The organism is Grimontia celer (genome assembly GCF_900055185.1).
Classification (GTDB): domain Bacteria; phylum Pseudomonadota; class Gammaproteobacteria; order Enterobacterales; family Vibrionaceae; genus Enterovibrio; species Enterovibrio celer.
Genome location: NZ_FIZX01000004.1, coordinates 191067 through 210362, shown reverse-complemented (window position 1 = coordinate 210362; position 19296 = coordinate 191067). Strand labels below are relative to the sequence as shown.

Here is a 19296-nt window from a genome sequence, read left to right as displayed (position 1 = left end):
CCATAGTCCAGTGAATGTTTGCAAATCTACGTTCCTGATTGGCTGCATCAGGCTGATCAATTGATTTGGTTGTTCTCGCTTATGAAACAGTAGCGATAATAGGAGTGTATTGAAAAGTTCCAACGAATTGTTGCTGAAAGGCGATATGCGTATTTTTTTAATAAATTATTAGGAAATAAATATGTTGGATTTAAATGTTCAATTAGGAATTAACTGTAAAAAAAATTAGCAAAAATAATCTGTGTGGCAAAAAAGTATTAATTATTTCTTAATTGGCAAATCTTCTTGAATGAAGATTTGATGTCTATTTTTGTCATCATAGCTGTTTAATAAACTGGTTGGTTAAATGTTGGTGAGATTCTTTCTCGGAATCATGAAACAGAAAAGGTGAACATGAAGTTCACCTCGCAATACGTAGAAATGTCGCAAATGCTGCCCAAGCCAAAACTCATTGAACCCTGAATTCTTGGGCGGTTTATGTCTATCGACTACAGCAGTTTTTACTTTTCTGTTTTGCTCGATACATGGCCTCATCTGCATGCCGGATAAGGGAAGTGGTGTCTTCGGCATCGTCGGGGCATACTGCAATTCCAAGACTCAATGTCACAGGGATAGTCGAACTTACCAGCTTCAGCCCTGTTTCGATGGAGACGACGAGCTTTTCAGCTATTTCCATTGCTTCTTCTGCTTCACGAAGATTGGTGAACAACAGTACAAATTCATCACCACCAATTCGGGCAACAAAGTCATCTTCACGCAACGCCTCCTGAAAAATGCGAGCGGCGGCTTTAAGCACTTCATCACCGATGTGGTGACCCAAGGTATCATTGACGGTTTTAAAGTTATCGAGGTCAGCAAACATAACCGCAAATGGAAAATGCTCTTTGCTGTAGCTTTTTGTCATGGCCTGAAGGCGATCTGTAATGAGCTGCCGAGTTGGAAGCCCTGTTAACATGTCGTGGTGTGCCATATAAGTCAGCTCTTTTTGTAGCTTATCTTTTTCAATGGCATTGCTTTTAAATATCTCAAGCGCTTTGGCCATGTGGCCGACTTCATCTTTCCGCTCAGATACAGAAATGTTGATGTCCAATTCATTGTTAGCAATGCGGTTCATCATTGATGACATGGCAGCGATCGGCTTTGCAATGTCTGAAGCAAGAAAATACCCGACGATAAAAATAACGACCGTTCCAGCCAGCACAGAAAAGGCTAACGCACTGACAAAAACACGAAGAGGGCTCAATATTTCGTCTCGCTCTATTTCAGCAATAATTGCCCAATGGAGTGACATAAAGTCAAAAGGAGCAAAGGCACTGAGTACTTCCATCCCTCTGTAATCTTGTTCAAACTGAACGCCAGAAACACCGCTTAGTGCTTTCACAGCAGATTCCGTATGAACAGAAGCTTCCAGAATATTTTCTCCATCAAGAAATCGGGAATTGCTTCGCATTAGCTCATCAGGGCCAATCAGAATGGTCTCACCGGTTTCCCCCATACCGGCGCTGATTTGCATGACACTGTTGATATATTTAATTGGCATTTCGAAGATGAGGACGCCTATGTATTCCTCTCCATTTTTGTGTATGGGTGTAGCGAAAAAGGCTTCAGGTTGATTGAAGCTGGGCTCATACCTTTCGAAATCAGTGAGGTAGGCATTACCCACTGAAGGGTTCTTATTGACCATGGTAAATGCCCGGGCTAAGTGAGTGTCTTTCCATTTGCCATGGAGAAGATTGGTGGCAAAGTCATCTTCTTTTTTGACGGTATAAAGGATATTGCCCGTTTTATCGACGAGGAAAATATCAAAGTATCCATGCTCAGCGGCTAGATTACGGAAGAAAGGGTGATATTCTTTATGGGCTTGGCTATATGCAGAACCATCTTCGGCATTCAGCAAAGCTTCTTTCTGGCCGACATCGAATGGGTTATCAGTAATATAAAGCGATTGAAGGGTGGATTGCTGATGACTACCTAAATCTGCCCATGCCTCAGAGATTTCAATCACCGCATCTCTCGTCTGAGGTGAACGGGCGTGAATAAACAGATCGCGTTTTACCGTATCAAAGTACTGGAGTAGTGATTCCTTTCTTGAGTCGAGCAATGCAACAAGTTTTGACTCCGCAGAGAGAATGAGCTGTTCCGCAGCGAACTTATAACTCATCATTCCTGTGCTAATTGAAGATAAAAGTGCGAAGGAAATGATAACCAGCGGCAGTTTTCTTGTGATTTTGACGTTTTCTAACATTTGACCTCCCCAAGCCCTTTGAAAAGTATAGGAAGTGAGTCGTCAAACGAGAGGTTGTTTATGCGGTGTTATTCATATTTTGACAAGCTAGCAGTGCAGCTCGCCTGAACGGCGTTAGTTTTGCCCGCCTTGTATTGTCACAATTATTCTTCGTGCGCCACCGTGGTCTCGATGCTCGCCAAGGTAAATACCCTGCCAGGTTCCTAATGCCAATCTGCCATTGCTGACTGGAATCATCACGCTCGCACCCAACAAGGAAGCTTTGATGTGGGCAGGCATATCGTCGTCACCTTCATAGGTGTGCTGATAGTAAGGTGCGCGCTCTGGCACGAACTGGTTAAAGTGCGCTTCCATGTCGCTTCTCACCGTTGGATCAGCGTTTTCATTGAGTGTCAGACTGGCCGAAGTGTGTTGAATAAACAGGTTCACCAAGCCGACATCGAGACTGCGAATTTCCGGTAATTGCTTTACCACTTCGTCGGTGATCAGATGGAAGCCTCTTGCGCGGGGACGTAGGCTAATTGTTTTTTGTGTCCACATTTAAAACAACCTGCTTTAAAAATTTTGGGTAGAGTGCGTGACGCTGCGAGTTCAAGTTGGTTAATCGGTCGTCACTGACCTAGCGCAACATTGCAGCAATTTTTTCGTGGCAAACTGTCACGCCCTTGGTGCCTGTAATCTAGCGGCGATATTTGAATGCGGCTAAAAGTATACAGGACTTGGAGTTGATGTCGGTGACATCTTGTACTCAGGTACCCTGAAACCTACACCTTCAGGAAGTTTGGGTATACCATTATGCGATTCTGGAGGCTGCCCCGAAACAAGGCGGTCTACCTCTGTAACGTGGGAAGGCAGTGCCCGCGATAACAGACTCTGTCTACAAAGGAACAATGATTATGTTGAAGTCCATCAATCCGACGCAAACCGCAGCGTGGAAAGCGCTGACGGCTCACTTTGAAGATGCGCAGGATTTGACCCTCACCTCGCTTTTCGCCAACGACCCGAACCGTTTCGATAAGTTCTCTGTGCAATTCGGCAATGACATCCTGCTGGACTATTCAAAGAACCTGATCAGCGAGCAAACGCTGGACAAACTGTTCGCATTGGCTGATGAAACGGAAGTAAAAGGCGCTATCGAAGCGATGTTCCGTGGTGACAAGATCAACCACACTGAAGGCCGCTCAGTGCTGCACGTTGCCCTGCGTAACCGCAGCAACACGCCAGTGATGGTCGATGGCGAAGACGTGATGCCTGCAGTTAACGCTGTGCTGGAGAAAATGAAAGGTTTCTCCGAGCGTCTTATCAGTGGTGAGTGGAAAGGTTACACCGGCAAAGAAATCACTGACATCGTGAACATCGGTATCGGCGGCTCTGATCTGGGTCCTTACATGGTGAGCGAAGCGCTGGCTGCTTACAAAACACGTTTGAACCTGCACTTCGTTTCTAACGTTGACGGTACACACGTTGCGGAGACCCTGAAAGATCTGAATCCAGAAACAACCCTGTTCCTGATTGCATCAAAAACTTTCACGACGCAAGAAACCATGACCAATGCTCTGTCTGCGCGTGATTGGTTCCTGGCGTCAGCAGAGGATCAGGCGCACGTAGCGAAACACTTCGCTGCGCTGTCTACCAACGCACAAGCCGTTGCTGAGTTTGGCATTGATACCGACAACATGTTCGAGTTCTGGGACTGGGTGGGTGGCCGTTACTCACTCTGGTCTGCGATCGGTCTGTCAATCTGTCTGGCGATTGGCTACGACAACTTTATTGAGTTGCTGGCTGGCGCGCATGACATGGATAAACACTTCCAAAGCTCGCCGTTCACTGAAAATCTGCCTGTGCTGCTGGCACTGATTGGTCTGTGGTACAACAACTTCCACGGCGCGGAATCAGAAGCGATTCTGCCTTATGACCAATATCTGCACCGCTTCGCGGCGTACTTCCAACAAGGCAACATGGAATCAAACGGTAAGTACGTGGACCGTGACGGCAAGCCTGTTGATTACCAGACTGGCCCAATCATCTGGGGCGAGCCGGGTACCAATGGTCAGCACGCGTTCTATCAGCTGATCCACCAAGGCACCAAGCTGATCCCATGTGATTTCATTGCACCTGCAATCAGCCACAACCCGCTGAGCGATCACCATCCTAAACTGATGGCGAACTTCTTCGCGCAAACGGAAGCACTGGCATTCGGGAAAACCCGTGAGCAGGTAGAAGCAGAATTCACAGCAGCGGGTAAATCGGCTGAGGAAGTAGCGGATCTGGTACCGTTCAAAGTCTTTGAAGGTAACCGCCCAACCAACTCAATCCTGGTGAAGCAAATCACCCCTCGTAGCTTGGGGGCGCTCATCGCGATGTATGAGCACAAAATCTTCGTACAGGGCGTGATTTGGAACATCTACAGTTTCGATCAGTGGGGCGTAGAGCTGGGTAAACAGCTGGCGAACCAAATCCTGCCAGAATTGGCGGATCAGGATGAAGTGACCAGCCACGACAGCTCAACCAATGGTTTGATCAATGCGTTCAAACAGTGGCGCGCATAATCGCTGAAGTTTGAGTGTCAGAAACAAAAACGCCGCATCAATGATGCGGCGTTTTTTATAACGGGATTTTCGGCTTAGTCGAAGCAAATTTCGATATAGGCACGACCAAACTCGGAATCGAATGGCATGATGATGATCTGACCTTCACTCTTATGGGTGATGGTATGTTCACGGCCAGACACCACAATCGGGGTCGCCATATCAAAATCGAAGCCTTTTTCCGCCAGCAGGCGTTTGGCTCCACCTGTCACCATGTTGGTGATTTCGCCCACCATATCGGTGACATCCGCATCAATAGAAGTGGGTCTTTCGCCCAGCATGCGGCTCATGATTTCCAGCGCCAGTTCTTCTTCAAAGGTGACAGAGAAAGAGCCTTTGGTCTTTGGACCGACCATGCCAATAAGACCGGATACATCGCCCTTGGCGACTTCAGATTTCTTTAGCTGAGGTTTTTTGGGCGTAATTTCCAGCTGCGCCATGGTGGTCAGCACATTCACCAACGAAGACAAAAAAGGGTTTACAAATTCAGCGCGCATAATAGTTCTTTACCGTCCTACTGCATTTTCTGTGTTGCTACCTGGCAGGTGTGACAGGTTCCATGTGTTTCAACCACGTGATGACTCACCGCAAAGTTAACCTGATTGGCTTTTTGCTGAAGGGCTGTCGACAGTGTATCAGTGTGACACTCTTCGACTGTGCCACATGAGTCACAAATCAATAGCTGTGAACAATGTTGCTCATGTCCGGGCAAGCAGCAAGCAATAAAGCTATTTGTTGACTCCACTTTGTGCACAAAGCCCTGAGAAAGCAAAAAATCGAGCGCGCGGTACACCGTGGGTGGTTTGGCTTGCGGCTCTGTTTCCCGCAATACATCCAGCAAATCATAGGCGCTAATCGCCCTTTTGCTCTGGACGATAATCTCATATACCCGCTCGCGCTGTGCTGTCAGTCGAACGCCGCGCTGCTCACAAAGTGACTGAGCTCGGGCAATTAGTTGTGAAAGATTGGCCATAAGACCTCAAAAATCAGGCTGAGGGCAATATTCTATCACAGCAAACAATTCACGCACCCGCCAAGCCGTGACCGCTGTTTGCCTTTGAATAATTGTAGATGATACTCAATCATCGAATGGCGGCGACAACCAGTGTGTGATCGCGCTTTCTAGTAAAGTGGTTGAGTGTTAGTCGAGCGTGTGTTCCCGACAAATCAGCTCTCCTCCTGCCGCATCCAGCGTTTCCTTGGTTAACTCGCAGAAGAACTGACCATCAGCAATGGGTTGATGGAATTTGCAGGTTTTACAAAGCCCGAAGCTGGCGCTATTGGTGGCTTTTTGCATGCTACGTAACAGGGTCTCGAGCTGCTCCTTCAGTGCATGTTGGCCTTCGCCCAACTGCTCCAATCCATTTTTCAGCACGGTGGGAGGAATCGCGCTTTTCGCAACCTCTTCGCCCTTTTCCGTTAACACCAGATGGGTGACACGGCGATCAACCGGATCTTTCTCTTTGGTTAGGAAACCTTTTGAAGCCAGAAGGGTGATGGACTGAGAGGTTGTGCCTTTGGTGACCCCCAGAAACTCAGTGACAGCAGCAGGTGTGTCGCTGAATTTATTGCAGCGGGAGAGGTAATACAGCACTTCCAGGTGCACAGGGTGCAGGCCATGCTCCACGCCAACCAAGCGCACTTCGTTGCGATAGAGGGTCGTGATGCGTTCGAGAATGTCACTCAAAGGGTCAATATGGCTCATTGGTCTTCTCTGCTGAAAAGGTTTTTTGTCGAAACTATGTTGACAATGTTAGCAGGATCCTTATCTTGAATAAAGTTTCGACACGAAACCAAAATTCAAAATACAAGGAGTTCATGATGAGAAAGACATCTCTTGCTTTAGCCCTTTTTGGGGTTATCGCCTCGGCACAAGCACATACCAGCGCCCACGAAGGGCATATCGTTAGCGCTAAGAACGACGCGATTTCCCTTACATTCGATATTGTTCACGCCAAAGTAGTAAAAAATGGTGGCTCACTGACCTTCCAAACAGAAGTGGCAGCTGGCATAGGTGCGGAAAAGCCGACAGCGGTTGGCAAGCTCGCGGGTTCTGCGGTTTATAGCTATGTTTGGCCAACCTCGCTCAATTCCGCAGACATTGGTTTTGACGAAGGCAAAGGCATTGTGGCGCTCGCGGTCACAGCCCACCCTGATTTTGACGATACCCCGCGCTATGATGAAAACAAAGATGGCAACAAAGCTAACGACGGTAATGAATGGCACTCGCATTGGGTGGTGCTGACGGAAGACAAAGCTTGTCCGGCGGGGCTGAAAGTCCGCGACATTCCAGAAGGAGCCACACCCAAAGTACCTGTGACCTGGCCGGAGCTTCCGATTTATATCGACAGTCCGGGCTATGAGCCACGCTTTACCAGCACAGAACTAACGGTGGAAGTGCCAGTTAAAGACATTGGTTTCAAAGACGACTTTAACTTCGATGCCGTAACGTCAGTGCTTAAAGTGAATGCCAGCGTGCACAATCCGCTGCTTTGCGTGACTGCCGTTGATGATATTGCATCTGGCGATCTCTCGCTGCCCGGTTTCACCAGGTAAGAAGGAGAGTGCAAATGGCGATTCATGTTTACGACACCTACGCGACCTCATCTTCCGGGAAAATTCTGCATTTTGATGTGTTGCTTCGGGAGAAAAGCGACGAGTTAGCGGTGAAATATGCCAAAGCCTGGCTGGCTGAGATTGGCGAGGCGGACGCCACGGTAAAATCTGGCAACTGTGCTTTTTGCCACACCACCGCTGACTTGCCTCAGTTTGATAGCGAGATCGATGCAAAAGGGTATGCGATATATAAGCTGGAAGGATGCCCCGTGTGACGATGGGTAAATCTTCAGAAAATGAAGGGCATAGCCGCGGGCTATGCCCTTTGTGTTTCTGGTGTCAGAATGGATGTGAAAGCACTGCACCTTCACGACTTGGGCAAACGCACGAGTTAGGGTAGAATCCGCACACTTTTTTATCAGGTACTGTATAAGATGGTACCTTCGCGTGACCAAGTGCAATGAGGTTTATCCATGCTGAACGAAACAACTGACATCCAAAACTCATCATCAGGCGTTGTGTCTGAGGGTGTGTCCTACCCGTCAGCGCGCTTCAGTGTGGCCCCGATGCTGGATTGGACTGACCGCCACTGCCGCTATTTCCACCGCATTCTGTCTAAGAACGCTTTGCTGTACACCGAGATGGTCACCACGGGTGCAATCATTCACGGTAAAGGTGACTTTCTGGCATTTAACGAGGAAGAGCATCCTGTCGCGCTGCAATTGGGTGGTTCAAACCCTGCTGATCTGGCGACTTGTGCCAAACTGGCGGTTGAACGCGGCTACGATGAAATTAACCTTAACGTGGGTTGCCCGTCTGATCGCGTTCAAAATGGTCGTTTCGGTGCTTGTCTGATGGGCGAAGCGGAACTGGTAGCGCAGTGTGTATCGGCAATGAAAGAAGTGGTCGATATTCCAGTGACCGTAAAAACCCGTATCGGTATCGACGATCAGGATAGCTATGAGTTTCTGGTCGACTTCGTGCGCACGGTGAGCGAGAAAGGTGGTTGCGATAACTTCACGATTCACGCCCGTAAAGCGTGGCTTTCTGGCCTTAGCCCGAAAGAGAACCGTGAAATTCCGCCACTGGATTACCCACGCGTTTACCAACTGAAGAAAGACTTTCCGCACCTGACCATGGCGATCAACGGTGGTATTAAATCGCTGGAAGAAGCAGAAGAGCATCTGAAGTATCTGGATGGCGTCATGATTGGCCGTGAGGCATACCAAAGCCCCTACATGCTGGCAGAAGTGGATAACCGCCTGTTTGGCAGCGATGCACCAATCATCAAACGCAGTGACGCCGTGAAAGCCATGTTCCCTTACATTGAAGCGGAGCTGAGTAAGGGCACTTACCTGAATCATATTAGCCGTCACATGCTGGGCCTGTTCCAAAACATGCCGGGTGCACGTCAATGGCGTCGATACATCAGTGAAAACGCGCACAAACCGGGTTCAGGCGTTGAAGTGCTGGAAGCTGCACTGGCGAAAATTCCTGCGCATCTGCATGTGTAAATTAGTCTGGTTAAATTTGACGCAATAGTCGGTAAAATTCACCAAGAATAAACGAAGCGCCGCAGCTAAATTGCGGCGCTTTTTCTTTATCTGTCTGTTTTAAAAGGGGTTGGTAAAGTTGGCCTACTTCGTGCAATACCTAATACAAACAAGAAAGAGTCACTGACCTTAGGAGGGTATGATGATCGAGTTTCTGTTTATTGTTGGTTTTACCATTGCACTGTTGGCAACGGGTATCAGCTTTTTAGGCATTGTCGCTGCGATGGCGGTGGGATTCATCGTGATGGCACTGGCAGGTATGATTGGTCTGGTATTCAAAATGCTGCCATGGATTTTGCTGGCTGCGGTGATTGTTTGGTTGCTCAAGGGCCGTGATAAAACAGCAACCCAAGCGCGTGATTACTGCTATAAACGCTCACGCCGCTACCATCGAGCGCGCCGTTACTAAACGGCGCTTTGATTCAATGGGCTTCTTGATAAGAGTAATGATTCCGCATAAAAATCCGGCAGTTTGTGCGGAATCTTTGTCTTGGTTTTGCTATAGTGCTCGCAAACCATAAACTCAAAGAATGTAAGGCGGAGCCCTTTCAATGAAAAAACTAAACCTATCTCTAGCTGCACTGGCAGTGGCTGGTGCATTCGCAATGCCTGCGCAGGCTGCAGTGCTTTTAGGGGCTAAAGTTGGTGCAGATGCATGGTATGCAGATGCGAAAGTCAACGACGTTCGCGCCGACGACGCGAGTGTTCAGCCATCTTACTACGCCGCTTTCGAACACTTCATTCCACTGGTGCCAAACGCGAAAATCCGTTACACCGGCGTGGAGTCTGCTAAGTATGATGTGGACTTCACCCAGTACGATCTGATTGCGTACTACGAAATTCTGGACAACGACCTGATCTCTTTCGATATCGGTCTGAATCTGCAGAAGTTCGATGGTCGATTCACTGGTCGTAGCTTCGATGAGTGGCAACCGGCGGTATACTCTGACGTGCGTCTGGGCATCCCAGCGACACCAGTTTCTCTGTTCGGTACCTTTAGCTTTGGTAGCTACGACGACACCAGCACTGTTGATGCAGAAGCCGGCGTACTGTTCACTCTGGGTCTGGTTGCGGCTGACCTGAACTTCAAAGCGGGTTACCGCGTTCAGGACTACGACTTCAACTACTTCGGAGCGAACGACGGTAAGTTCTACAACGACGGTTTCTTCGGTGGTGTAGAGTTCAACTTCTAAGCCCTGAATACGGTGAAATAAAACCGCGCAAAGGCGCGGTTTTTTTGTGTCTGTAGTTTCAAGAAAATTGCGGATTCGCTTACGGTTTTCCTTGTTCTTTCACGGGCTGGAAACCAACGACGGCGAGAATCACAAATGCCAGTGTGCAGCCGGACACCACTAGCAGGGCAGTGACATTCAACTGCTGATACAGCGCGAACCGGATAAGTTCGACGCCAAAAGTGAAGGGGTTAAAGCGACAAATCTCATACAGCCAGATGCTCGCTTCCTGCATTTTCCAAAGTGGATACAGCGCAGAAGAAAGAAAAAACATCGGGAAGATGACAAAGTTCATCACCCCGGCGAAATTCTCCAGTTGTTTGATGCGCGAGGCGATGACAATGCCCAAGGCACTCAGCATCAAGGCGACAAGAAAAAGGGCGGGGATCACCAGCACATAACCCATGGGCTCCAGTGGCCTATCATACAATGCAGCAATCACCAAAAAGGCTCCGACCTGAAGCACACTCACCAAAGCACTGGCTATTTGTTTGGAAAGCAGCAAAAAAGGGCGCGGCAGTGGACTGGTCAATAGGACCTTGATGCTGCCCATTTCCCGGTCATAGACAATCGACAGTGAGCTTTGCATGCCATTGAACAGCAAAATCATGGCGCAAAGGCCGGGCAGGATATATTCCTCGTAATTGATGTATGTAGCGTAGGGCTCCATGATGGCAATACCAAGTGCCGCCCTGAAACCTGCCGCAAATACGACGAGCCACAATAGCGGCCTGACCAGGCTGGCGGCAAACCTTGCCCGCTGGGAGAAAAAACGCAACCATTCCCGATAACAAATCCCGACAAACGCATACCAATAGCTCATCGGCCGTCCCCTTCGTTATCTGCGGTTAGGGTGGCGAAGACTTTCGCAAGTGTCGGGTGCTGGTGCAAGGCTCTAAGTTCACTGGCTTTGTTGTGTGCTCGCAAGGTGCCGCGATGTAGGATCAATACATCATCATGGTCGCCCACTTCCTCAATCAGATGGGTTGCCCAGAGCACACATAATGGCTGTTGCTCGCAAAGGCTTCTTACTGCCTCAGACAGTGAAGCCCTTGCTTTGGGGTCTAGCCCGCTGGTGGGTTCATCCAACAGCAAAATAGAAGGTGAATGCATTAACGAACGGACTAGCTCGGTGCGACGCCGATGCCCGCCATTTAAGGTGCGGACTTTATCGTTCAGACGATCGGTAAGGGAAAAATGCGCCAGCAGAGGCGCCGCTTTTTCGAGGCTCTGTTTTTTGCTGTAGCCGTGCAACGCGCCGTAATAACTAAGGTTTTGCCCTACGGTTAAATCGAGATCGAGTGTGTTTTGCTGGAATACCATTCCGAGTTTCGCCATGGTCTGGCGGGATGGCACTTCTCCCAGCAAAGAGATTTCGCCCTGTTGGATAGGCGTTAAACGGGTTAGCAAGGAAAATAGGGTGCTTTTCCCAGCACCGTTAGGGCCAAGAAGCATATGAAGGCCGCGCCCCAGCGCAAGGGAGAGATCGCTCAGGGCGCAGCGCGAACCATAGTGGTGAGACAGTCCGGAGACTTCAATCATGTCAGGCAGTTATCTCATTCTTAATCGGCTTGGCGCACGGCGACACCCCAAGGATATCGGCCGACTTTCACGGTTTTCACCACTTTGCGGTTGGGAACGTCAATGATCGACACATCGCCGCTTACTCCATTGGTGGCCAGTAGTCTGTCCTGCTCGCCATTAAAGGCCATTTGCCACACACGGCGACCCACCAGAAGATAGTCTTCCACTTCCAACGTATCAGTATTAACCACGGCTACATGGTTTGCTGGGCCTAACGCGACAAATGCGGTTTTACCATCCGCCGTGATTTTCACGCCGACTGGTTGCACTTTGTCTTTGTGGACGCCTTTGGGCGCAAAACCGATTTTCTTGATGATTTCTTTGGTGTCGGTATCGATCACCGCTACCGTACCGCCAATTTCTGCGCTTACCCAAAGCTGCTCACCGCTTGGTGTAAATTCAGCGTAACGCGGGCGGGCATCAACCAAAGTGTTATGCACCATCTGGTTAGATTCGGTATCAATCCAGTGCGCCATGTTGGAGGTTTCAGAGGTGATGATGGCGATTTTTCCATCTGGGCTCACGGCTACGCCTTCTGGCTCAACACCCACTTCCACCTGCGCGACCACGCTGGAGCTTGGGATATCGACCACTGTCATCAGGGCGTCGTCTTCGTTAGCGATGTATAGGCGGTTGCCATCAGGATGGAGCGCAAAAAGCTCTGGGTCTTCGCCCGACGGCAAGTCGCCGATGATGCTGTTGGTGGCGAGGTCGAGGATTTGCACCGTGTCGGATTCGCTGGCGCAGATATAGAGTTTGGTGCCGTCTTTGCTGAGTTCGATGCCGCGTGGGCGATCGCCCACTTCAATAGTGTCAATCACTTCCATGGAGTCCATGTCGATCACACTGACGGTATCATCTTTCTCGTTTGCCACGTAAGCCAGCTCTTTAGCAAAAGCTGGGGTGGCCAACAGCGCCGAGAAGATCACGGCGAGAATCGATTTCGAATAATTCATGGTGATGTCCTTATTGTTAGTTGTTGCTCGATAACACAAAGTTAAAACTGGCGACATTGGCTCTGTGCTTCATCGATACCGAGCGAATCAAGCTCGTTTCGGGGATGAAGGAAACCCTCAAATGGGGCGCTGGCCACCAGTGCTTGCGAGTCAAACAAAGGCACTGTTTGACGGAGTTGACCGTTCCATGGTCGGTAGGTCAGCTTCCGACCCTTATAGGCCGCAAGCTGGAATTTTTCGCTCATCATGAAAGGCAAAACAGTTTTCACATCACCTTTGTTGAGCACGGTCACCGCTTCATTGATAGAGCGAACGGCCACCCATCCTGCGTAGTCTTTGGCGGTCATTGGGCGGTCGAACTTCTTGGTGAAACGGTTTTGAAGCTGAATCGCACCCCATTGCTCAATCACATAGTGCCAGCCATCGGCACGCAGGCCGTGTGTGCCGATCACCGGTCGGGGAAGCCAGGTGTTGTAGGGTAGGTGTTGACCAAACAGGTTGCCTTCATCAATCACCAATACCAAGTCGTAGTCATCTGCCTGGGTGAAAAGCGGAAGTTCTGCAGAAGCGGTGCGGCGAAGGTCAGTGTCAAAATTCCAGACTCTCTCTTCGACGACTTTGAGGTTGTACTTCTTGAATACGTTTTTCACCGCGGAAAGATAGGCTTTGTCAGCGTCTGATACACCGGAGACCAAGAAGGCGTCATTAAGGCGGCGAACACGCATCCATTGTGCAAGGGCGTCAGCGCGCATGGTATAGCTAAGCGCAGTTTGCAGAGTGTTCGACAAGCAGACATCGCGTCTCAATGCATCGTCCTGATTGCCGATGTTAAACAGCAGCGCATCCTCTGGCAGTGCTTTACGGATCGCTTGCAAAGAAGATGTGTCGAGATCGGCAAGAAAATATCTCACCCCTTCGTCATACCAGGTTTTCGTGGTGGTAATGAGCGCAGTGGTATCGTCGTTGGTTTCTGCGCGAAATGCGTACTTTTGCCCCAGAAATTTCCCTGTGCCGTTGGCATCACTCACGGCGAGTTCCGCCCCTGCTTCTCCATTGTTCTCTGGCTCAGCAAGGTAGTCAGGCACGGCAGTAGTGGTTTCAACCGGTGATCTCAACAGCCCTATCTCCACCTCAACTGATGCGTGGGCAGAGAAAGAAAGCCAGCTAAGTATTACCAGTAAAATGCTGGTGTAAAACTTTGTTTTAAATTGTCTTATTGCTTTATCCATCGCAAATACTGCTCCGTGGTCGCATACGTTTTTTACTGTATGCAGCGCTGGCATATTTGCCAAAAACAAGAACGAGACTTTTTAAAAAATCCTCCCAAAGAATGAGGAATATCCCCGCTTTTGTACCATGTCCTCAAACTCTCGCCGCTCCTACACTTTTTCCAACGCTGACCAATTAAGGAGTCGAGAGACATGGAAAAGGTTGAACGTAATATTTGTATTCTGACTGCCGTGGCACTGGTTTCTGTGCTGAGTACCCAACTGGCATTTGCCCACGGTGATGTCACCCCGCAATCCATTGATACCTCAAGCATCCCCACCCTCGGAGAGGATTGGTCCGAAACCAACCCTTACCGTGAACTCGATGGTGATGTGAAGGTGGAAATCGAACGTCTTGGGGCGTCAGCCTACAACCAGAACTGCGCACGTTGCCATGGCCTTGAAGGCATTTCAGGCGGTATCGCGCCAGACCTTCGTATGCTCGAGCCAGATTACGACGGTGATGAATGGTATGTGTACCGGGTGCAGAATGGCGCGGTACGTAACGGCGCGGTTTACATGCCGAAAATGACTGAGCATCTCAACCAGGAAGCATTGTGGGCGATTCGCACCTGGTTGGAATCTGTGGCGCCTGATAACGGTTAACAAGGAGGGCGCCGGGATGAAGTTGATAACTGCGATTCGGACTTTCTGCTTGCTGCTATGCATGGCGCTGACTATGCCATCCCACGCGCTTTCCTATGACGATATTCAAGCCCGTGGCGTGATTGCCATTGCGGTCTACAACGATTTCCCGCCGTACTCGTTCAAGGATGAGAATGGAAATGCGGCGGGCATTGATGTGGAGCTTGCCAAAGCCCTCGCGAAGGGGCTGGATGTGGCACTCGACCTTCGCTGGATGACTCCGGACGAAACGGTCGAAGACGATATGCGCAATTACCTTTGGAAAGGGATGAACCTCACCAGTGAGGACGGCCAGCGCGTGAAAGCAGACGTCATGTTGCGAGTGCCGTACGACCGCGAATTTGCGATGAAACGTGATGATATTGGTCATCCCGCTCATGAACTGGTGCACATGTTCGCCCCTTACCAGCAAGAGCGATGGTTGATGGCTTACGATGCTGCCAAACTCGACAGACCAAAAACTGCCGCCCGTTTTATGTATCACCCGGTGGGCGTTGAAGTGGACACGGTCCCCCAATTCTTTGTGACCACCGCCTATGGTGGACGTTTCCGCGAAAAAAGCCGCACTTACCCTTCAACACCTGAAGCCTTTCAGGCGCTCAACGATGGCGAAGTTTCTATCGTGATGGGCACCGCTTCGCAGCTGGAATGGCTGCATCACAACAACAAAAATCCGCAAGCCAACGAGCACCTCACTGAGCTCGCGTTCCCACTACTGGGGCGCAGCGAATGGGAACTCGGTATTGCGGTGCACTCGAACTACCGTCAATTGGCCTACGCACTGGAAGACATTGTGATGGCTCATATCAACAACGGTGACTTTGTGCGCTGGGGTGAAAAGTTTGGGGTGGATTTCCAACTCCCTGAACGTTTCCGTCCTGAGCCAGAAGTTACCAATGAAGAGGCTATCGCACAGACACCGTAATTCCAAACAGCCTGTTATCTCTCGCGAACCGAACTCTCCCTCATGGCGATGCGGGGGCAGGACAGGCATGACTAAAACGACTGAGCTTGTTTACCTAAGCATTCAGCCAACAATGAGGTATCCCTATGACAATTAGGTCATTTAAACGTTGCGGACTCTATGCCGCACTCTCGCTCGCAATGACGGCTTCGCCCGTTTACGCGGGTGTCACGGACAAAGACATCCTCGCCGATCAGGAGACCATAGAGGACGTGGTGACTTATGGTCTTGGGCTTCGTGGTCAGCGCTACAGCCCGATGGACACCATCAACCGTGAGACCGTCAAAGAAATCCGTCCTGTGTGGGCCTTCTCACTTGGAGGGGAAAAACAGCGTGGTCAGGAAAGCCAGCCAATGGTGAAAGACGGCGTTATGTACATCACAGGTTCCTATTCCCGCGTGTTCGCGATTGATGCGAAAACCGGTGAGGAGCTGTGGCAATACGACGCTCGCCTGCCAGACGGCATCATGCCCTGTTGTGACGTAATTAACCGTGGTGTGGCGCTTTACGACGATTTGGTTATCTTCGGTACGTTGGATGCCAAGCTTGTGGCGCTGGATGCGAAAACCGGTAAAACCCGCTGGAAAAAAACCGTTGATAATTATCAGGATGGCTATTCCATTACTGCTGCACCCATTGTGGTAAAAGGCAAAGTAATCACCGGTGTATCAGGTGGTGAGTTTGGTATCGTTGGTAAGGTTAGAGCTTATGACGCAAAAACCGGTAAGTTGGTCTGGGAACGTCCAACGGTCGAGGGCCACATGGGCTACGTCTGGAAAGACGGTAAGAAAACTGAAAACGGGATCTCGGGCGGTACACCAGGGAAAACCTGGCCAGCAGACCTTTGGAAAAGCGGCGGTGCAGCGCCTTGGTTAGGCGGTACTTATGATGCCGACACTGACCTTTTATTCTTCGGCACCGGTAACCCTGCACCTTGGAACTCTCACATGCGTCCGGGCGATAACCTCTTCTCTTCTTCACGTCTCGCGATCGATCCGGATGACGGCAAAATTGTCTGGCATTTCCAGACCACGCCGCACGACGGCTGGGACTTCGACGGTGTAAACGAGCTGATCGCTTTTGATTACACCGAAAATGGCAAGAAAGTGAAAGCGGCTGCAACCGCTGACCGTAACGGTTTCTTCTATGTGCTTGATCGTACCAATGGTGATTTCATCCGTGGCTTCCCGTTCGTGAATGAAATCAGCTGGGCGACGGGGCTTGATGACAAAGGCCGTCCGCTTTACGTCAAAGACAACCGTCCAGGAGATCCTTCAGGTGATAAGCAAGGCAAAACGGTGGAGGCAGTGCCTTCCTTCCTCGGCGGGAAAAACTGGATGCCAATGGCATACAGTCCGGATACCGGCCTGTTCTACGTGCCTGCTAATGAATGGAAAATGGATATCTGGAATGAGCCTGTCGCCTACAAAAAAGGTGCGGCTTACCTCGGTGCGGGCTTTACCATCAGAACACTCAATGATGAGTACATTGGCGCACTGCGTGCTTACGATCCGAAGACCGGCGAGCGCGTTTGGGAATACAAAAACTATGCGCCACTGTGGGGCGGTGTCATGACCACGGCAGGCGGTCTGGTGTTCACGGGTAACCCAGAAGGCTATCTGATGGCGTTCGATGACAAGACCGGTGAGCTGCTTTACAAGTTCAATACCGGTTCTGGCATTGTGGGTAGCCCTGTGACCTGGGAAATGGACGGTGAACAGTATGTGTCCGTGCTTTCCGGCTGGGGTGGCGCAGTACCGCTTTGGGGTGGGGACGTGGCTAAACGCGTTAAAGACTTCAACCAAGGTGGCATGGTGTGGACCTTTAAATTGCCGAAAAGCTAGTGCAGTTATCTCTCTGATAGTTAAAGAAACAAGGCTGGGCTTCGCCCAGCCTTGCCGCGTTTTGGTGCATAACAATCCGGCGGGGTATTGAATTTGTGACGGCCTCTTTTCCGGAAAGCCTCTGATACTGAAGTGAAAGCAACATTATCCTCCTCTGCGTCTCCCTCCAAAGTATGAGATTTTGCCAACCAAGGGGCGATGGAGAGATTTGGTGGTCATTCCATACTGTTACTACAACAACGCCTGACTCCGTTTCTTCGGCTCGTCAGGGAGGACACAGGGAATTTCGCCAAAACAGGGGTGGATAATGATTTACGCAAAACCAAATACCGACGGAGCCGTCGTAAACTTTAAGGCGCGTTATGCAAACTACATCGGTGGTGATTGGATTCCGCCAGTCAAGGGCCAGTACTTTACGGACACCTCGCCTTGTACAGGTGATCCCATCGCTGAAATCCCGCGCTCAACCTCAGAAGACATCGAGCTCGCGCTGGATGCCGCCCATTCGGCAAAAGCTACTTGGGGCGCAACTTCGGTCACTGAACGTGCCAACATCCTGCTTAAAATCGCTGACCGCATCGAAGCCAACCTCGAATATCTGGCCGTGGCAGAAACCTGGGAGAACGGCAAAGCAGTGCGTGAAACCCTTGCCGCTGACATTCCGCTTTGTGTCGACCATTTCCGCTACTTCGCCGGCGCGATTAGGGCGCAAGAGGGCTCTGCGGCTGAAATTGACTCCAATACCGTGGCCTACCATATCCATGAGCCACTTGGTGTAGTCGGTCAAATCATCCCATGGAACTTCCCACTGCTGATGGCGGCGTGGAAACTCGCACCGGCACTGGCTGCAGGTAACTGTATTGTTCTGAAACCCGCAGAGCAAACCCCAACCACCATTTTGCTGCTGATGGAAATCATCGGCGATCTGCTGCCACCGGGCGTGCTGAATGTCGTCAACGGTATGGGCCCAGAAGCCGGTCAGGCACTGGCTACCTCAGACCGCATTGCGAAAATTGCCTTCACCGGTTCAACCGCGATTGGTAACCATGTACTTCGCTGCGCCGCTGACAACCTGATCCCATCCACGGTTGAGCTGGGCGGTAAGTCGCCAAACATCTACTTCGAAGACGTGATGCAGCAGGAAGACGAGTTCATCAGTAAAGCCGTAGAAGGTTGTGTGCTGGCGTTCTTCAACCAAGGTGAAGTGTGTACTTGTCCTTCACGCCTGCTGGTTCAGGAAAGCATCTACGAAGACTTCATTGCCAAAGTGATTGAGCGTGCGAAAGCCATCAAACACGGTAACCCATTGGATACAGAAACTCAGGTCGGTGCGCAGGCTTCGAACGAGCAGTTTGAGAAAATCAAAGGTTACTTCGACATTGGCCGAGCGGAAGGTGCAGAAGTGCTTATTGGCGGTGATGCTGCAGACTTTGGTGGTGGTTACTACATCCAGCCAACCATTCTGAAAGGTGAAAACCACATGCGCGTGTTCCAGGAAGAGATCTTCGGTCCGGTTGTGAGCGTGGTGACCTTCAAAGATGAAGCGGAAGCGCTGGCGATTGCCAACGACACAGAATACGGCCTGGGTGCTGGTCTGTGGACCCGCGACATCAACCGCGCGTACCGCGTTGGCCGTGCAATTGAAGCCGGTCGTGTCTGGACTAACTGTTATCACCTGTACCCGGCTCACGCTGCGTTCGGTGGCTACAAGAAATCCGGTATTGGCCGTGAAACCCATAAGATGATGCTCGATCATTATCAGCAAACCAAGAACTTGCTGGTGAGCTACGACATCAACCCATTGGGTTTCTTCTAAGCAAGTCTGAGAGCGTGTGGCTGCGAGGTGAGAGCCGACAACAGT

19 protein-coding genes are annotated in these 19296 nt (G+C 50.3%); 10 read left to right on the top strand and 9 right to left on the bottom strand.

Annotated elements, in window-relative coordinates:
- Window positions 1–481: 481 nt before the first annotated feature.
- Both GCE9029_RS21070 and GCE9029_RS21065 read right to left on the bottom strand, forming a co-directional pair.
- Complete coding sequence (locus GCE9029_RS21070) at window positions 482–2245, bottom strand: GGDEF domain-containing protein (protein WP_062666642.1); 1764 nt, start codon at window positions 2243–2245, stop codon at window positions 482–484.
- A gap of 114 nt (window positions 2246–2359) precedes the next feature.
- Entirely contained in the window at window positions 2360–2785 is a 426-nt protein-coding gene (locus GCE9029_RS21065) for a secondary thiamine-phosphate synthase enzyme YjbQ (RefSeq protein WP_062666640.1), read from the bottom strand.
- 356 nt (window positions 2786–3141) lie between these two features.
- Between GCE9029_RS21065 and pgi the strand changes: the two genes are divergently transcribed.
- Window positions 3142–4794, top strand: a complete 1653-nt coding sequence (gene pgi / locus GCE9029_RS21060; RefSeq protein ID WP_062666638.1) for a glucose-6-phosphate isomerase — start codon at window positions 3142–3144, stop codon at window positions 4792–4794.
- A gap of 74 nt (window positions 4795–4868) precedes the next feature.
- Here the strand turns inward: pgi and GCE9029_RS21055 are convergent, their stop codons facing one another.
- The 3 genes from GCE9029_RS21055 to GCE9029_RS21045 form a co-directional block, all read right to left on the bottom strand.
- Window positions 4869–5330 (bottom strand): chemotaxis protein CheX, encoded by a 462-nt coding sequence (locus GCE9029_RS21055; protein WP_002539436.1) that lies wholly within the window; start codon window positions 5328–5330, stop codon window positions 4869–4871.
- 17 nt (window positions 5331–5347) lie between these two features.
- Window positions 5348–5806, bottom strand: a complete 459-nt coding sequence (gene zur, locus GCE9029_RS21050) for a zinc uptake transcriptional repressor Zur (RefSeq protein ID WP_062666636.1) — start codon at window positions 5804–5806, stop codon at window positions 5348–5350.
- 168 nt (window positions 5807–5974) lie between these two features.
- Complete coding sequence (locus GCE9029_RS21045; protein ID WP_062666634.1) at window positions 5975–6538, bottom strand: MarR family winged helix-turn-helix transcriptional regulator; 564 nt, start codon at window positions 6536–6538, stop codon at window positions 5975–5977.
- A 116-nt stretch (window positions 6539–6654) separates the two neighbouring features.
- Here GCE9029_RS21045 and GCE9029_RS21040 point away from each other — a divergent pair, with 116 nt between their 5' ends.
- From GCE9029_RS21040 to GCE9029_RS21020, 5 genes are all read left to right on the top strand, one after another.
- Complete coding sequence (locus GCE9029_RS21040; protein WP_062666632.1) at window positions 6655–7389, top strand: hypothetical protein; 735 nt, start codon at window positions 6655–6657, stop codon at window positions 7387–7389.
- A gap of 14 nt (window positions 7390–7403) precedes the next feature.
- Window positions 7404–7664 carry a DUF2024 family protein gene (locus GCE9029_RS21035; RefSeq protein WP_062666630.1) on the top strand — a complete coding sequence of 87 codons (261 nt, stop codon included), beginning with the start codon at window positions 7404–7406 and terminating at the stop codon, window positions 7662–7664.
- A gap of 198 nt (window positions 7665–7862) precedes the next feature.
- On the top strand, window positions 7863–8903 hold the full coding sequence (gene dusA, locus GCE9029_RS21030; RefSeq protein ID WP_062666628.1) for a tRNA dihydrouridine(20/20a) synthase DusA: 1041 nt from the start codon (window positions 7863–7865) through the stop codon (window positions 8901–8903).
- A 181-nt stretch (window positions 8904–9084) separates the two neighbouring features.
- Complete coding sequence (gene pspG / locus GCE9029_RS21025) at window positions 9085–9351, top strand: envelope stress response protein PspG (protein WP_002539445.1); 267 nt, start codon at window positions 9085–9087, stop codon at window positions 9349–9351.
- Window positions 9352–9493: 142 nt separating this feature from the next.
- Window positions 9494–10135, top strand: a complete 642-nt coding sequence (locus GCE9029_RS21020; RefSeq protein ID WP_062666626.1) for a TIGR04219 family outer membrane beta-barrel protein — start codon at window positions 9494–9496, stop codon at window positions 10133–10135.
- Between the two features lie 79 nt (window positions 10136–10214).
- On the opposite strand, the gene GCE9029_RS21015 is transcribed toward GCE9029_RS21020, so the two are convergent.
- Genes GCE9029_RS21015 through GCE9029_RS21000 form a run of 4 tightly spaced genes read right to left on the bottom strand, consistent with a single transcriptional unit; the run spans window position 10215 to window position 13943 of the window.
- Complete coding sequence (locus GCE9029_RS21015; RefSeq protein ID WP_062666624.1) at window positions 10215–10997, bottom strand: ABC transporter permease; 783 nt, start codon at window positions 10995–10997, stop codon at window positions 10215–10217.
- Entirely contained in the window at window positions 10994–11716 is a 723-nt protein-coding gene (locus GCE9029_RS21010; protein WP_062666622.1) for an ATP-binding cassette domain-containing protein, read from the bottom strand. Before GCE9029_RS21010 ends, GCE9029_RS21015 begins: the two co-directional genes overlap by 4 nt.
- Before the next feature lie 20 nt (window positions 11717–11736).
- A complete protein-coding gene (locus GCE9029_RS21005) occupies window positions 11737–12714 on the bottom strand; it encodes a YVTN family beta-propeller repeat protein (protein ID WP_062666620.1) in 978 nt (325 codons plus the stop codon).
- Between the two features lie 41 nt (window positions 12715–12755).
- Entirely contained in the window at window positions 12756–13943 is a 1188-nt protein-coding gene (locus GCE9029_RS21000; protein WP_082804408.1) for an ABC transporter substrate-binding protein, read from the bottom strand.
- Between the two features lie 192 nt (window positions 13944–14135).
- Here GCE9029_RS21000 and pedF point away from each other — a divergent pair, with 192 nt between their 5' ends.
- The 4 genes from pedF (at window position 14136) to exaC (ending at window position 19251) form a co-directional block, all read left to right on the top strand.
- The gene (gene pedF / locus GCE9029_RS20995; RefSeq protein WP_062666618.1) at window positions 14136–14588 is read left to right on the top strand and encodes a cytochrome c-550 PedF; all 453 of its coding nucleotides are present in this window, start codon (window positions 14136–14138) and stop codon (window positions 14586–14588) included.
- A 16-nt stretch (window positions 14589–14604) separates the two neighbouring features.
- Window positions 14605–15552 carry a substrate-binding periplasmic protein gene (locus GCE9029_RS20990; protein WP_062666617.1) on the top strand — a complete coding sequence of 316 codons (948 nt, stop codon included), beginning with the start codon at window positions 14605–14607 and terminating at the stop codon, window positions 15550–15552.
- A gap of 125 nt (window positions 15553–15677) precedes the next feature.
- On the top strand, window positions 15678–17435 hold the full coding sequence (locus GCE9029_RS20985; RefSeq protein ID WP_062666614.1) for a PQQ-dependent methanol/ethanol family dehydrogenase: 1758 nt from the start codon (window positions 15678–15680) through the stop codon (window positions 17433–17435).
- Window positions 17436–17742: 307 nt separating this feature from the next.
- Complete coding sequence (gene exaC, locus GCE9029_RS20980; protein ID WP_062666612.1) at window positions 17743–19251, top strand: acetaldehyde dehydrogenase ExaC; 1509 nt, start codon at window positions 17743–17745, stop codon at window positions 19249–19251.
- Window positions 19252–19296: the final 45 nt, after the last annotated feature.